This is a genomic window from Bacillus sp. HY001 (assembly GCF_007558965.1).
Classification (GTDB): domain Bacteria; phylum Bacillota; class Bacilli; order Bacillales; family Bacillaceae_G; genus Bacillus_A; species Bacillus_A mobilis.
In genome coordinates this window covers 1-15798 of record NZ_VLTE01000021.1, presented here as the reverse complement: position 1 = coordinate 15798, position 15798 = coordinate 1, and the positions used below count along the sequence as shown (strand labels likewise).

General features: G+C 34.3%; 18 protein-coding genes. 13 read left to right on the top strand and 5 right to left on the bottom strand.

From position 1 onward, the window contains the following. Positions 1-162: 162 nt before the first annotated feature. Together FOT98_RS11960 and FOT98_RS11955 are read right to left on the bottom strand one after the other, a co-directional pair. Positions 163-1410, bottom strand: coding sequence for a Zn-dependent hydrolase (locus FOT98_RS11960; protein ID WP_235607921.1), 1248 nt, complete (start codon positions 1408-1410; stop codon positions 163-165). Next, the gene (locus FOT98_RS11955) at positions 1374-2075 is read right to left on the bottom strand and encodes an L-2-amino-thiazoline-4-carboxylic acid hydrolase (RefSeq protein ID WP_088028719.1); all 702 of its coding nucleotides are present in this window, start codon (positions 2073-2075) and stop codon (positions 1374-1376) included. The genes FOT98_RS11960 and FOT98_RS11955 overlap by 37 nt, the downstream gene beginning before the upstream one ends. Positions 2076-2208: 133 nt before the next feature. Here FOT98_RS11955 and FOT98_RS11950 point away from each other — a divergent pair, with 133 nt between their 5' ends. From FOT98_RS11950 to FOT98_RS11915, 8 genes are all read left to right on the top strand, one after another. Continuing rightward, complete coding sequence (locus tag FOT98_RS11950) at positions 2209-3096, top strand: LysR family transcriptional regulator (RefSeq protein ID WP_063260388.1); 888 nt, start codon at positions 2209-2211, stop codon at positions 3094-3096. Between the two features lie 77 nt (positions 3097-3173). Next, positions 3174-4631, top strand: coding sequence for a sodium/proline symporter (locus tag FOT98_RS11945; RefSeq protein ID WP_063260387.1), 1458 nt, complete (start codon positions 3174-3176; stop codon positions 4629-4631). Positions 4632-4864: 233 nt separating this feature from the next. Beyond that, complete coding sequence (locus FOT98_RS11940; RefSeq protein WP_061678165.1) at positions 4865-5056, top strand: hypothetical protein; 192 nt, start codon at positions 4865-4867, stop codon at positions 5054-5056. Between the two features lie 53 nt (positions 5057-5109). Continuing rightward, complete coding sequence (gene bshB2 / locus FOT98_RS11935; protein WP_063260486.1) at positions 5110-5790, top strand: bacillithiol biosynthesis deacetylase BshB2; 681 nt, start codon at positions 5110-5112, stop codon at positions 5788-5790. Positions 5791-5834: 44 nt separating this feature from the next. Then, complete coding sequence (gene pdxR / locus FOT98_RS11930; RefSeq protein ID WP_063260386.1) at positions 5835-7268, top strand: MocR-like pyridoxine biosynthesis transcription factor PdxR; 1434 nt, start codon at positions 5835-5837, stop codon at positions 7266-7268. A gap of 33 nt (positions 7269-7301) precedes the next feature. After that, positions 7302-7658 (top strand): CidA/LrgA family holin-like protein, encoded by a 357-nt coding sequence (locus FOT98_RS11925; protein WP_063260385.1) that lies wholly within the window; start codon positions 7302-7304, stop codon positions 7656-7658. 23 nt (positions 7659-7681) lie between these two features. Continuing rightward, the gene (locus FOT98_RS11920; protein WP_063260384.1) at positions 7682-8353 is read left to right on the top strand and encodes an LrgB family protein; all 672 of its coding nucleotides are present in this window, start codon (positions 7682-7684) and stop codon (positions 8351-8353) included. A gap of 21 nt (positions 8354-8374) precedes the next feature. Beyond that, positions 8375-8800, top strand: a complete 426-nt coding sequence (locus FOT98_RS11915; RefSeq protein ID WP_073516037.1) for a YfmQ family protein — start codon at positions 8375-8377, stop codon at positions 8798-8800. 63 nt (positions 8801-8863) lie between these two features. Here FOT98_RS11915 and FOT98_RS11910 read toward each other — a convergent pair whose 3' ends face one another. Further along, a complete protein-coding gene (locus FOT98_RS11910) occupies positions 8864-9553 on the bottom strand; it encodes a Crp/Fnr family transcriptional regulator (RefSeq protein WP_063260382.1) in 690 nt (229 codons plus the stop codon). A 78-nt stretch (positions 9554-9631) separates the two neighbouring features. Here FOT98_RS11910 and FOT98_RS11905 point away from each other — a divergent pair, with 78 nt between their 5' ends. Beyond that, on the top strand, positions 9632-10387 hold the full coding sequence (locus tag FOT98_RS11905) for an HAD-IIB family hydrolase (protein WP_063260381.1): 756 nt from the start codon (positions 9632-9634) through the stop codon (positions 10385-10387). A 53-nt stretch (positions 10388-10440) separates the two neighbouring features. Here FOT98_RS11905 and FOT98_RS11900 read toward each other — a convergent pair whose 3' ends face one another. Together FOT98_RS11900 and FOT98_RS11895 are read right to left on the bottom strand one after the other, a co-directional pair. Continuing rightward, positions 10441-10923 carry a CBO0543 family protein gene (locus tag FOT98_RS11900; RefSeq protein ID WP_235607919.1) on the bottom strand — a complete coding sequence of 161 codons (483 nt, stop codon included), beginning with the start codon at positions 10921-10923 and terminating at the stop codon, positions 10441-10443. Next, positions 10829-12007, bottom strand: coding sequence for a DUF2515 domain-containing protein (locus tag FOT98_RS11895; protein WP_063260380.1), 1179 nt, complete (start codon positions 12005-12007; stop codon positions 10829-10831). The genes FOT98_RS11900 and FOT98_RS11895 overlap by 95 nt, the downstream gene beginning before the upstream one ends. Before the next feature lie 310 nt (positions 12008-12317). Between FOT98_RS11895 and FOT98_RS11890 the strand changes: the two genes are divergently transcribed. From FOT98_RS11890 to FOT98_RS11875, 4 genes are read left to right on the top strand one after another with little or no spacing between them, the layout of a single operon-like run. Then, positions 12318-13304, top strand: a complete 987-nt coding sequence (locus FOT98_RS11890; RefSeq protein ID WP_063260379.1) for a UDP-N-acetylglucosamine 4,6-dehydratase family protein — start codon at positions 12318-12320, stop codon at positions 13302-13304. Further along, entirely contained in the window at positions 13301-14212 is a 912-nt protein-coding gene (locus FOT98_RS11885; protein ID WP_063260378.1) for an SDR family oxidoreductase, read from the top strand. Before FOT98_RS11890 ends, FOT98_RS11885 begins: the two co-directional genes overlap by 4 nt. Positions 14213-14237: 25 nt before the next feature. Continuing rightward, positions 14238-14558 carry a DUF6572 domain-containing protein gene (locus FOT98_RS11880; protein WP_063260377.1) on the top strand — a complete coding sequence of 107 codons (321 nt, stop codon included), beginning with the start codon at positions 14238-14240 and terminating at the stop codon, positions 14556-14558. 48 nt (positions 14559-14606) lie between these two features. After that, on the top strand, positions 14607-15671 hold the full coding sequence (locus FOT98_RS11875) for an undecaprenyldiphospho-muramoylpentapeptide beta-N-acetylglucosaminyltransferase (RefSeq protein WP_063260376.1): 1065 nt from the start codon (positions 14607-14609) through the stop codon (positions 15669-15671). Positions 15672-15798 lie beyond the last annotated feature (127 nt).

The window sequence follows — 15798 nt, the reverse complement described above, 5'->3', positions numbered from 1 at the left end:
GAATGTGTTTGTTTTCGTAAGGTATGTAATATCCGAGGGAATAGTCTTTAAGGAATTACTCATCCACATAATGAGTAAAGGGTTACTGGTATTTAAATAAGAAGCCATCTGAAAAAAATCAGATGCCTTCTTATTTGGGTTTTCTTCTATTATATAGAAAAATTATTTTGCAAGCTCAACGACTGTATCATAAAAAATATTCGTTGCGATTATGATATCTTCATCTGAACTATGTTCTAACGGGTTATGGCTAATACCATCTTTGGAGCGGACGAACAACATACAGATTGGTGCCACAGCTGCAATGTTCATCGCATCGTGTCCGGCACCACTTATTAATAAATAAGGACGTATTCCATTTTTTTCGATACTTTTTGTTAGTTGTCGATTTAAGATAGCATCTGTTTTTGCAGGTTTGACACGTTGTAACACTTTTGAATGTATCGTAACATTTCTACGCCTAGCAATTTTTTGTAGTTGATCTATGATACTAGTTTCTAATGTGCTTATTTTTTGTTCTTCTATGTCACGGATATCCACAGTGAACGTTACTTTACCTGGAATGACATTTACACCGTTCGGTTCTACATTTAGTTTCCCAACAGTTGCTACAGAAGTTATCGTGTTATTCAGCATCTGTTCAATGGATAAAATCATTTCACTTGCTGCTGTTAGAGCGTCATGCCGAATTGGCATTGGCGTTGCACCAGCATGCTCACTAATTCCTGTAACTGTAACTTCTAGCCATAACGGTGCAGCGATTCCTGAAACTATACCCACGGGTAATTCTTCATTTTCTAATACTTTTCCTTGTTCAATATGCATTTCTAAATATGCTTTTATATCGTTACGTTTAACTTTGTCTAAGGGAAGGGGGGACAATTGGAATTGTTTCATAGCTTCTTCAATAGTAATGCCAGTTGTATCATTTTGTTGTAATTGTTTAGCGGTTAAAAGGCCAGCCATTGCACGACTACCAATTAATCCAAATCCAAAACGTGTTCCTTCCTCGTCTTTAAATGCAACTACTTGTACTTTTTTTGAAAGTGCTAATCGTTGTTCATGGATTGTTTGCACAACCTCAATTGCGGCTAGAACTCCTAAAGCACCATCATATTTTCCGCCCTCGGGTACTGTATCGATATGTGAGCCTAGCATAATAGTTTCATTATCTTCACCAAATGTGCCAATAACATTTCCAACTGCATCAATAGTGACTGTCATACCCGCTTCTTCCATGAAGGAGGTTATAAGGTTAATAGCTAGCTGTTCTTCATGTGTGAAAGAAAAGCGATTAATGCCACCAGTTATTTCATTGCGACCAATTTCGCTTAAGTGTTGAAGGCGGTCTAACAACCGATTATTATTAACCATTACATTTGTTCTTTCATTTGGAATTGGAAATGACATTGACCTTCGCGAAGTACAAATCGATCATGTACGACTTCAAAATCTTTATTATATCCTTTTGCGATGGATGGATCGATTACTTTGCAATACAGGATACCGTATTTACCCATCTCATCATCGGCCCATTGTTGACCAAATGGACATTGAGTAAATGTTTGTTCAATCTCATTTGGTTTGTAGATGGTATCTATTTCAAATAAATCACTGCGTCCCATATCATAGTTTGTTAAATAATTTTCAATCGAATTGTCTAGGCCATTTGTTCGCGCGCGCTGTGCAATTCCAGCTCCTCGTTTTTGACCGAAACGTTCAACTGCTCGCATGATGACTTGCTCGCCTTCCGTCCCATATTCATCAACAACTTGTTTTGCAATTTGTGCAAACATTTTTGAAAAACGTGCATACGTAGTTAAGTTAGAAAATTTTTCTTCACATTCAACGGTTTGCGGTAAATATTCAAAGAAGGTATGGTTTTCACCTTCTGCAGTTGCTTTTTTTGCCATCGCTTCAGCATCTTTCAGCCCGAAAGCTTCTAACCCTTTTTGGATTAAGTTCTGTCCACGTTCATCATACTCTTCTGTAATAGATACATGTAATTCAGTAAACATTTTTGCTGTAATGATGTCCATGGATAAGGCCTTCATCATCAATTTTTCCTCTGCCATGTTTTCTGCACCCCTCAATAATTCGTATTGATTTACTTGGTTTTTGTTTTTATTATAGAGGTGGGTATGAAAATAAATCAAATGAATGTTTTTGTATTCAAGTATGAAAAAAATTCATAAAAGGAGTTAGACAATGGCTACATTAGCACAATATATAGCATTTCATACACTCATCAATACAGGGAATTTTACTGCAACTGGTTTAAAGCTTAATCTTACACAGTCATCTATTAGTCACGCTATTAGCAACTTAGAAGCAGAACTAAACTTAGCTCTTATTATCCGTAATCGAAATAATATTGTTTTGACGAACGAAGGAAAAGTTGTTTATGAACATATTTCAAAAATTTTAAAGCAACAGCAACATCTTGAAAGTGCAGTTGCTGATTTAAAGAATCTTATTGGAGGTTCATTATCTGTTGGTATACTTCCAAGTGTGTCACTCGTTTTATTACCGAAAGTGTTAGCGTATTTTGAGGAGCATCACCCAAACTTAAATATTCGTTTGATGGAAGGGGATTATGATCAAATTGAGGAATGGCTACATAATGGGGTTGTTGATATTGGATTTTTAGTAGAGCCACATTCAAAACATCTTCTGTTTAATCATGTTTTTAATGATGAACTCGTGTGCATTATGGCAAAGCAACATCCGTTAGCTAATGCAAAGAAACTGCACTTAGAACAGTTGAAAAATGAAAGATGGATTATGCCAAAACGAACGATTGATCGTGATGTGTCACGTATCTTAACTGAAAATAAAATACACCCAAATATTGTGTATGATTTTTCTGTTGATCAAGTTATTTTATCAATGGTAAATGAAAATTTAGGGATTTCAATTGTACCAAAATCGCTTTTAATTCATGCACCACATCATCTTATCCGAAAAAAATTTTATGAGTCGTATGTTAGGAAGGTCGGAATTGCTCATAATCGTAGTATTCATCTTTCTCCAGGTGCTTTAGAATTTTTAGAAATATGTAAGAAATTTGCCTCGAATTTAGAATCAAACTATTGACAAATAAAAAAAACCGAAATACTATCTGATAAAACCTATAGGTATTGTTAACTTTAATCAGATGGAGGAATAAAGTCATGCAAACTGTTGTATATGTTGAAATTTTTATATATTTGCTTGCGATGCTCGCAATTGGTATATATTTCAGCAAAAAAGATTTATCACACAACGACTATTTTTTAGGAGGGAATAAACTTCCGGGATGGGCATTAGCTTTCTCAGAGCGTGCAACAGGAGAATCAGCCTATATGTTTTTAGGGGCAATTGGATTTATTTATGTAGCTGGTTTATCAGGCATTTGGATTTTGTCTGGCATGTTTTTAGGAGTTATTTTTTCATGGATATTTTTATCAAAACGTTTTATGACGGAACAACAAAAATATAAGGTGAACAGTTTAACCGATTACATAGCTGTGAAATTTCCAAAGCATGCGGATGTCATCCGTTGGTTAGCTTCCATTGTTCTTGTGTTGTTCTTTGTTTGCTATTTAGCAGCACAATTTTCCGGGATGGGGAAAACGGTTTATTCATTCTCTGGTTTTAATATTACATGGGGAACGATTATTATTGCCATAATCATTATTGCATACTCTTGTATGGGAGGTTTTATGTCCGTAGTATGGACAGATACGATTCAAAGCTTTTTAATGCTTGTATCATTTATTATCGTTCCCATTGCAGCTTTTATGGAAATTCAAAACCAAGGATTAAGCATTTCAACTGAGCTTGCCGAAATGGAAAATGGTGCAGATAGTTGGGTTGGTGGCTTAAATGGAATCGCCCTAGGTACAATGTTATTTACAAATGTATCATGGTTTTTTGGCTGGCTAGGTGGTCAACCACAATTAAGTTCTCGTTTTATGGCAATTACGACTGAAAAAGAGCGTATTACAGGTCGTAATATGGCGATTCTTTGGACTTTAGTCGTATACATTGGTGCCTTTTTATCTGCCATCTTCGCTTCAACTTTATATAAACAAGGAACAATAGACGATCCAGAGATGATTTTACCTCATATGGTATTTGATATATTACCGCCATGGATAGCGGGGATAATAATTGCAGGTATTTTAGCGGCGATTATGTCGACTGCCTCATCGCAATTATTAGTCATTACAACTTCTATTAGTGAGGATATTATTCATAAAACATTACGCTGGAATATTTCAAGTAAAAAGCTAGTTCATTTATCTCGCATTGTAGCGGTTATGAGCGGTATAGTTGGTATATTTATTTCACTTAAATCTGGATCTGTAATTTACAGTCTCGTATCTTTTGCATGGGCGGGTATTGGTAACACATTTTCAGCCATTATTTTATTAATATTTTTTTGGAAAAGTATGTCGGGCGCAGGTGTTATTGCGACGATTATTGTTGGATTTTTCAGTGCAATCATTTGGTCACTTTCACCGCTTGAAGTGTTTGTATCTGCCAAGGCTGCAACATTCTTTATTTGCTTATTGGTTGGTATTGTAGTCTCTTTATTACGTCCTGATTCGGAAGAAGAATTAGTTGAATTAGGAAAATCATCATAATACATGTTAATTGTATATGAAAACGGGTGTAGATAATCCTGTGAAAAAGCAACTGATCATAAGTGATCAGTTGCTTTTTATTTTCAAAGTGGATGAGCAAAAAAACACAAAAGTGGTTGGTCCGTTTTTTGCAAACATCCATTATGATAAGAGAAGAAAGGTAGTATGTTATTAACGTTTTAAAGAGAAAGTTCTTTATTAAAATAGATTGTCTGTAGAGAGGTGAAAATACAATGAGTTTTGCAATTTCACTAGTCGTTATTATTGTAATTGGATCGCTGTTCGGCACCGTGCTAGTAGCACGAAATGTAGAGGAGAATTACGGCAAGTCTACAAAGAGAAATGTGAAAAATTTATCAACTATTTATATTCTTCTTCTTTTCGTACTACTTGTTGGGGTAACGTGGTATGCGGTAGTGATTTAATAGTTTTGAAAGAAAAAAGTTAATATTGTATATGATGGAGGAGTATGATTTTGATAAAAAATGAACGCCACGTTTTAATTGTTTTTCCGCACCCAGATGATGAGTCATATTGCGTGGCAGGTACAATTTTAGCTTATACGCAGCGAAATGTTCCGCTTACTTATGTTTGCTTAACGTTAGGTGAAATGGGGAGAGCGATGGGAAATCCTCCTTTTGCAACACGTGAATCATTATATGCGATAAGAGAGAAGGAACTAAAGAAGGCTACAAATATTTTAGGGATTAAAGATGTACGTATGATGGGATATCGTGATAAAACTCTTGAATTTGAAACTCCTGGAGAGTTAAGACGTGTCATACAAAACTGTGTGGAAGAATTGAACCCTTCATTGGTTATTTCTTTTTATCCGGGATATGCAGTTCATCCAGATCATGATGCAACAGGAGAAGCGGTAGCCGAGGCGTTAGCTCATATTCCGGAAAATAAAAGACCAACATTTTATGCGGTAGCTTTTTCAAATAATCATGAAGCGGAAATAGGCCCTCCGCATTTTAAAAATAAAGTGAAAGAATATGTTCCCAAAAAGCTCGAGGCGTTGCAAGCACATGCATCACAATTTGCGACGAAAGTAACGGAGCTAAAAAGAGAGTATGAAGAAGGTGTGCGAGAAACAGTTGAATGGTTAGAGGAAGAACCATTTTGGATATATTCATTTAAGGATAAGAAAATGTGACTGATTCATACTATTATTACTTGAATAAGGGAGGGGGCAACAGGATGGAATGGAAACCAAATCGTACAGATAAGACGCCTGTATATAAACAAATAGCTGATTATATTGAAAGGGGTATTTCTTCAGGTGAGTTTCCTTCTGACAGCAAGTTACCTTCTGAGCGTATGTTAGCAAAAGAATTGCAGGTGAACCGGAGTACAATAGTAGCTGCGTATGAAGAATTAAAATCACTTGGAGTAGTAGAACGGCAAAAAGGAAGCGGAACACGGGTGAATACAGACATATGGGGTGTTTCACATAAACGAATACCGAACTGGGGTAGGTACGTTGAGGATGGGTCGTTCTTACCTAATGTACCACTCGTTCAACAAATTAGAACGGAAACACAAAAAAACGACTTAATTAATTTAGCGAGTGGTGAATTATCACCAGAGTTAATTCCAAGTGATAGATTCCGAACGATTTTGTCGGAGAAAACATTTATGGAAAACCTCGGTTATGACCATCCACTTGGAAATGAAATGTTGAGAAAAACAATTGCAGCACATGTTCAGCAATATAAACAAATTGAAGCAGATTCGAATGCTATCCTTATTACATCTGGAGCACAACAGGCACTGAATCTTATCGTGCAATGCTTATTAAAACCTGGCGATGCGATTGCAATTGAAGATCCGTCGTATTGTTTTTCATTGCCGATGTTTAAATCCGCGGGCTTACAAATATTCCATCTACCTGTTGATCAGAATGGAATGAATCCAGATGACTTAATTGATTTGCATAAAAAGCATCGTATTCGCATGGTATTTTTGAATCCAGATTATCAAAATCCAACGGGAACAGTGCTTTCATTAGCAAGACGTAAAAAGATTTTAGAACTGTCTTCTGAATTTGGTATACCGATTGTAGAAGATGATCCGTATAGCTTAACGTCATTTAATGGAGAAGTGAATCCAACATTAAAATCAATGGATCAAAACGGGAATGTTCTTTATATAAGTTCATTATCAAAAATTGTTGCATCAGGATTACGTATTGGCTGGGTAATTGGCCCTACACGTGTAATTGAACGTTTAGCGGATGCGAAGCAGCAAGTTGATTTTGGCCATAGCGTATTTACGCAGTGGGTGGCAAATCAATTTTTAGAATCAGAAGATTTTCATGCACATATTACAATGCTTCGTGAACAATTGAAAGAAAGAAGAGATGTGTTAATTAGAAAGCTTGAAGAAATATTGGGGGACCAGGTTGAATTTTTTGTTCCAGAGGGTGGAATACATTTATGGTGCAAAGTGCAAGGAACGTTTGATGAATATCATTTATTAGGCGAATCTATACGAAATGGTGTAGCGTTTGTCCCGGGTAGTGTTTTAGGTACTAAAAGTGAATATATTCGTTTTACTTTTGGGAGAGTAAATGCCGAACAAATTCAGCTGGGAATGACAAGGTTTGCTAAAACGTTAAATGAGATTTCATAATAGAGATGTGTAATATTGAAATGAGGGAAAGAAATGAAGTACGTGACGCTTTTACTTCAAGTAGGAGTGCTATATGTATTTAGTTTAGTTGGTACGTGGATTCAGGGAGAATTCCATCTATCAATGCCAGGAAGTTTAATTGGGATGTTAATGCTGTTTCTACTCCTTTCTACTCGTATTTTATCATTAAAGTGGTTTGAGGACGGGGCGGAAAAATTAATTGTCTTTTTACCGTTATTTCTAATTCCTTCGACAACAGGGCTGATGGAATATGGGTCTTTTCTTTTCAGTAAAGGGAGCGTTATATTTCTTTTAGTAGTTGTGAGCACGGTAGTAACTTTGATTATTTCAGGGTATATAAGTCAATTATTAGTAACATCAAAAAAATAAAATCGACAAGGTGCAAGATGCAAATGGTCTTAATTATTATTACTGTAGTAATGTATGTATTGGCGACAAAGTTATATAAAAAAATTCCGTTTCCATTTACGTTACCGGTGCTAACAGTTACAGTAAGTATGATTTGCTTATTTTTAATTTTTGGTATTTCTCATCATGAGTATAGAGCAAATGGGGGAGATATTCTTTCCGGTTTATTGAGTCCTGCAATTGTAGCGTTAGCGATACCATTATTTAAAGAGCGAAACATACTTATGAAAAACTTTTTGTCGATACTTATCGGCGTAGCTGTAGGTATAGTGGCTTTAACGAGTATGAATGTAGTGATTGGCGGTATGTTAAATATAGATAAGGAACTCATATTAACGACACTGCCGCAATTAGCGACGATGCCTATCGCCATATCATTAGCGGATCAAATTGGTGGTATTCCATCTATGACTTCTAGTTTCGTAGTAGTTGCAGGAATAACAGGTGCTATGATCGGACCGACAGTACTGAAGTTTTTCCGAATAACAAGTACGATTGGAAAAGGAGTGGGGATGGGATGCGCATCACATATTATTGGTGTGAGCCGTCTCGTGAAGGAAGGCGAGAAAGAGGCGACGATTGGTTCAGTGACGATGATTGTAACTGGAATACTCATTAGTATATTTATACCGTATGGAACGAAATTTATATTTTAAAATGTAATGGAGATGATGAAAATGACAACATGGTTTATAGTTACATTATTTATTTTTGGCGCTCTTAAAGTACTAGTTTCTAGTATGCCAACTTCTGTTGTAGAATCAATTATTAGTAGATTTGAATTGCATCAAAAACTTGAGGAAGAGAATACCTCTATATCGATAGATGGAAAAAATATAGAGGGAGAAATGAAACTACAAGTTATTCATGAATTTAATGAAGCTTTATTTTTAGATAAACATTATTTCCCACCGCACGGGGAAGGAACACCGATCGTTATTAACACGAAGAAAGGGAATAAAGAGATTAGGTTTTCTCTATATAGCCATGAGGAACATGTTGATGTAATCAAGCAATATAAGAAGAAAATCGTAGCCTACCGTTTACGTTCAAAAAGTCTTCAAAATCCCGCATCATTAGCAATAACTGAAGATTATGCTTAGGAAGAGATCGTTGTAAAAACGGTCTCTTTATTATAGGGAGAATCTATATAATTATTAAATTTTTTATTCATATCGTAGTCCATTTGAAAGGGTATCAATAGCTTTCCAATCGTCAACAACAATTTGTTTATTATTTTTATGAATTATATTGTTAGCTATTAGTTTTTCGATGACTCGATTAAGATGACGGGTAGTTGTCCCAATTAATGAGGCGATTTCATGATGATCTTTAGTATGAATTTCGCGCCCAAATAAATGAGATGGATTTCGGGCTGTACATAAATAACTAGCAAAGCGTGTTTCCACAGGAGCTAGTAAATTGATACGTGAAGCCGTTGTGCAGGTTTGTAGTTTATAAGTGACGTGATGAATGAGCTCTTGAAGGAAGACTACATCGTGTAATAAGTAACTTGTTACATAATTTTTATCGATAAAAAGAAAATCGGTCTGTTGTTCAGAGGTTACATGAGATTGTATATCTACGGACTGAATTAATTCAATATCTCCCATGATAGAAACGGCAGAACAAAATCTTAGTAATAATGCTTTGCCTGTAATTACACTTGAGGTTATTTTTGTACGCCCCGACATTTGAATATATAGGCCATCAATCGTTTCGCCTTCGTGTAATACAGCTTCTTTCGCTTCATATCTACGGATTTCAAATGGATGATTGAATTGTTGGAATAGCTTCTTTATGTACTCGTTATTTAAGTAGCTTAATAATAAGGTATTATCTACAATATTTTGCATAATGCTTCTCCTTTTGGGACATCTGTCCTGTCTATTATAAAATAATTCATATACATTAAAAAGAAAGGAGTGATGTATATGAAATTTATTTTTGATATTGATGGTACTATTTGTTTTAAAGGGAACGCAGTAACGAAAGGGATAATTCAGGCACTAGACGTATGTCAAAGTAGAGGGCATGAGATTATTTTTGCATCAGCCAGACCGATTAGGGACTTATTACCGGTGCTACCAAGTCATATGCATCATTATTCAATGATTGGTGGGAATGGTGCATTTATTGCAAAGGGAAAGGAGAATATTGAAGTTATAACTTTTAATCCTGGAACGGTAAGTGCTATACATTCAATAATAGAGAAACATAGCCTTTCATATTTGATAGATAGTCATTGGAATTATTCTTATACAGGAAGCGAGAATCACCCTATCTACAAAAACATAGACCCTAATCAATTGGCTAATAATGTACATATTGATGAAATTAAGGAAGTAGTAAAGGTGGTATTATTTCCTGATAATGTTCAAAAAGCATATATTATGAATATGTTGAAAGAACTTCCTATACGTATTTATGAACATGATAATGAGGGAATTGTAGATATAAGCCCTGAAAATATTGATAAATGGATGGGGTTACAACGATTAGGAATAAAAGAGAGGGAATTCGTAGTGTTTGGTAATGATTTAAACGATTTGTCAATGTTTATACACGCTAAGGAAAGTATTTGTGTTGGGAGTCATGAAGTATTAGTGAGCCATGCGTCCACATGTTTAAAAACAGATGAACAAAGTATTGTTAATAAAATAATTGAGTTATCCGAATTATATGCGTAATAATATGTATGTGAAACATAATAAAAAAGAGTACTAAAATGTTTGTTAGCCTTTTAGTACTCTTTTTTATTAATCATGAAATGATATACTTTCCAAATAAAAGAAAAGAAAATCATATAGCCGAATAAAGAGTATGTATGATTCCAATCCAAGCTATGAATAAATAAACCGAAGCTTTCAGCAACCTGTTCAAAAATGCTGGCACAAATACCTATTGAAATAATAAATAGAATTCTAGAAACTGCAGATAAAGTTTTTGAAATTTGTATGAAAATCGTTGTTAAAATCGGTAGTACAAACAAAGTAAAGCCAATGTTAATTGAAAATATGGATGAGAACGGTCTAACCGGAAAGGAATACATTTGTTTCGCAACGAAGAAAGCATCTAAGCAAGTTCCAATCATAGAAGAGAGTAAGATTGGAACGACTAATGCGAAAAGGTTATTCTTCTTCTCGAAGAAGGACGTTTTTCTTTGCAAGAATGGCGAGTTCAATTTTTTCGAGCGTTTTACAGTAATCTTCTGTAATTTGTCCATTTATATTTTCCTCCTTATCTACTAAGTAATTTACAACTTGCCAGTCCGTAAACCAATCTTCACTGTCAACTTCTTCATGCTTCATATCTCGCCATGCATAGATGAGTGCAGGACTGTATATACGATGAGCGCCATTACGCAACTGGCATTTCTTTATTCGACGCTTATAAAATTCACGGGAAAAAGATTCATTTACACTTGAAAATAAATGAGGCCAGTAATCTTTCCTTGATCCTGTATGTGGATGGTGCTGGGCCCAGCTTATTATTTGAGATAAGACATGTGTGTCTCGAAATAATAATGAATACAACCTTTTTCCAATTAAGATTCGTTCGTGTAAGGAAGTGAAATGTTTCATTGTATCACCAAATAGTAATACTTTGTGTTTCTTATCATTTTCGTAGAATGGGAAAAGGATATGATTAAACTGAAAGAAATCAAAGAGTTTAAATCCAATACTATTAAGTACAGTCTTTTGAAATTGTATATTTTGTATCACTCTTTTTTCTAAGTAGTTTTGTTCATTAATAATAGTTGCAATGGCTAATGTTTTTTTGTTACCTGTTTTCCAAAAATCGTTCCACATCGTTTCCATAAATGTAGAAACATTTAGGTGAGGAAGAAGGTGAAATAGTTTTTGTGCTCTTTTTATACTTTGTTCATAAAGCAGAAATTGAGGATATACATCTTGGAAAATAAGCCAATTCCCTCTTTCTAAAAAAGAAAAAAATGTGATTTGCTCTTTCTCTGATAAAATTTTCGTATATAAATCGCCCTTTAAATCAGTCATATTCCAACCGCCGTTACGTGATACCATATGCCCAAGTAGTGCCCAATGTATTTCTGGATATTGAATGTAAAATTGGTAGTATGCGCGTGTTCTCGTCACATTATTTTTATTTAGCTGTTCTGTTTGTATTTTTATGTTGTTGATGATGAGTTGCTCTTCTTTCGTTAATTTATACATCGTGCCAGAATGAATGAACTTGCTTTTTTGTTTCAATTCATTTTTTACATCGAATAGGGAGAGAGGCAGGGCTTTGGAAGGTCCGTTATATGTATGATCTGAATTGCTTCGGTACATTCCATTACCTCCCTTTTTCATAAAATTAAACATGATTATTGGCTATGAGTCATTCTATTTATTTTATTACGAGTATAAGAAATAAATGAGCGGTGTTTTTTACAAGGATTTAGTTATCATACAAAAAGCATAAAAAATCTTACTGTTGTGAGGTGAAATGAAAAACAGAAACTATGTTTAATAGTTTCTGTTTTTTTATTTTGTCAATTAAATGTAACAAACGACGATTATGATTTAAATCAATTGAAAATAATTCAATAAATTTTTATAAATACAATTTTAATTGAAATGTGTAGTAGGAGGAAAAGAAATGCTAAATAAAATAATTTTAATTACTGGTGGTACAGGTTCGTGGGGACATGAACTTATAAAACAACTATTAGAAAAATCACCGAAAGAAATTAGGGTTTTTTCAAGAAATGAAACGGTTCAGTTTGAAATGCAGCAACAGTTTATAAATGATGATAGATTAAAATTTATTATTGGAGATATTCGTGATAAAGATCAACTAGCCTATGCTTGCCAAGGTGTACATTATGTATTCCATCTTGCAGCTTTAAAACATGTTCCAGTATGTGAGTATTATCCTTATGAAGCTATAAAAACTAATATACATGGTACACAAAATGTAATTGAAGCATCTATACAGATGCAAGTTGAGAAAGTTATATATGTTTCAACGGATAAAGCGGCCGATCCATCAAATACGTATGGGATGACAAAAGCAATTGGTGAGAAATTAATGGTTCATGCGAATATGCAAACGAAGAAAACAAAATTCATTTGTGTTCGTGGTGGAAATGTTTTAGGAACGAGTGGAAGTGTAGTACCACTTTTTAAACAACAAATTAAAAAATCTTCACAAGTAGGGATTACCGATGCCAATATGACTAGATTTTTCTTAACAGTTGAAGATGCTGTTGAATTGTTATTTAAAGCCGTATATCAAGGTAGAGGTGGAGAAATCTTTGTTATGAAAATGCCGGCATGCAAAATAACAGATTTAGCAGAAGTGTTAATTGAAGATTCGAAAAAGGAAAACGTGAAGGTAAAAGAGGTAGGGATGAGACCGGGTGAAAAATTAAGTGAAATGCTTTTATCTGAGGTAGAGAGTAAAACAAGTATAAGTTTTGATCAAAATTATTTTGTGGTACTACCGACTATTCCTATAGAAGGGCTGCAGGAATATTATGCTAGTTATCGGCTAGTGGATGTAAAGAGTTTTAGTTCTCAACAAGACTTACTTACAAAACGTGAGGTGAAACAAATGCTAGAAAAAGGAGGGTTTTTACGATGAAAAAAAATGCGAGCCTTTTAATAACTGGTGCAAATGGTTTCACAGGACGTCATGCCTGCCAATATTTTTTAGAGCAGGGCTTTCATGTAATCCCTATGTTTCAAAATCGTGCATATAGAGAAACAATTGGGAATGGTATTACTTGTAATTTAACTAATAAGAGCGAAGTAATGAAGGTAATGAAACGAATAAAGCCAGATTATGTATTGCATTTAGCAGGAAGGAATTCGGTCATAGAGTCTTGGACAGCTGCTCTTGAATATGTAGAGATTAATGTAATAGGGACATTATATTTATTAGAAGCAATTAAGCAAGAAGCACCTCACTGTAGAACTTTGGTTATAGGATCTGCTTTGCAAGCAGATAGTATGAACGAAATAAAAATTTCAAATCCATATAGTTTAAGTAAAACGATGCAAGTCATTATTGCAGAAGCGTGGAGTGAATTAATGAATTCAAATATTATCATTGCAAAGCCCTCGAATTTAATTGGTCCAGGAGTATCGAATGGTATTTGTTCTATTCTTGCAAAAAAAATGATAACTATAGAGTCGAATAAAAGTGAAGCAATTATTGAAGTAAACAGTTTGAAAGATAGTAGGGATTTTTTAGATGTACGTGATGCGGTTAAAGCGTATCATGTGTTATTACGCGATGGAAAAAATGGAAAACAATATAATATTGGATCAGGGGTAAAACGGTCTTTATTAGATGTAATAGAACAATACAAAGAATTAACACAGCTGAATTTTTCCATAAAAGAAGCAGAGCATAGTGGGAGCGAATCAAATGAGAGTTTAGTAATAGAGGATATAAAAAGGTTAGGTTGGGTCCCAGAAATTCAATTTCATCAATCATTAAAAGATGTACTCGAGTATGCGAAGTGTAGTGAAATCTGCATTCAATGAAAAATAAAAAGGGTGTAAGAAATATATGAATGGCTATAAAACAATAGATAATCAAAATACGCTATTTCTTTTAATTGTTGATACGCTGGACTGGAAAGATGAGGAAGAGCATGTTTTGTGCCTCTATGAGGCGATAAATAAATGTCGAGCTTATGTGGAAGGTAAAAAGGGTGATAGGAAAAGTCCAGTAATAGGTACAGGAACTAGGGTGGTAATTCAAGTCTTTGCTCAGTATGAATGTAGTGAGTATGGAAATGATTTTTATGATCTCGTTAAAGATTTTTTGCAAGATATAGGATTTGAGTTAAATGTATATATAAATAATAGTAAGTTTACTTACATTTAATAGATAAGTATAAAACAAGATTTTTAATGATAAAGGTGGATATAAATTATGAATAAAAAGATTCTCTTTACTGGGGGCGGTACAGCCGGACACGTAATGATTAATATGGTATTGATTCCTAAATTTATGGAAAAAGGATGGGGAGTTGAGTATATTGGATCTCAAAATGGAATTGAAAAACTATTAGTTCAAAATGTGAAATACAATAGTATTTCAACGGGAAAGCTTAGGAGATATTGGGATTGGGAGAACTTTAAAGATCCTTTTAAAATAATAAAAGGTTGCATACAAAGTTATAAATTGATGAAACGAATAAAACCAGATGTTATTTTTTCGGCAGGAGGATTTGTGTCCGTTCCTGTAGTAATAGGAGCGTGGATGAATAAAGTACCCGTAATAATACGTGAACCAGATAGTACGTTAGGATTAGCAAATAAAATAGCATTACCTTTTACTACAAAACTATGCACAACATTTCCTCAGACAGGAGAAAATGTAAGTAATGAGAAGAAGGTTTATGTAGGACCAATTGTAAGGGAAGAAATTGAGAGGGGCAACGTATTGTGGGGAAGAAGCTATTGTAAATTTCAGCAAGATAAACCAGTATTGTTAATTATGGGTGGGAGTCAAGGTGCTCAATGGATAAATGATATGGTAAGGGAAAGTTTGGAAACATTACTATTAAATTTTAATATTGTTCATATGTGCGGTAAAGGGAAGGTGGATTCATCTATTGGTATGGAAGGTTATATGCAATTTGAATATATAGGGGAAGAGTTGCCACATATACTAAATATGGCGAGTGTTGTAGTTTCGAGAGCGGGTTCTACTGCTATTTCTGAATTGCTATTCTTGAAGAAACCAATGTTGCTTATCCCGCTAACTAACAGTTCCAGTAGGGGAGATCAAGTTTTAAATGCTGAATATTTTTCTCGGCAAGGATATGCAGAAGTTATACTCCAAGACAAAGTAAGTATGAATGTATTCATACATGCAGTAAATAAGTTGTATACAAATAAGGAGAGATATATTCAAAACATGATTGGCTATACGAAAACAAATGATGAGGGGATTCATCAATTAATAGATATAATAAATGAAGTGGTGCAGTAATAGAAATTTAAATAAAAAAAGGAAAGAAGATATAAAATGTACCCTATAGAATAGACACTTGAAAAAAGTCTATTCTATAGGGTATTTCTTGTATAATAAAAGGAAAATCGGGATCGGAGAATGTTAA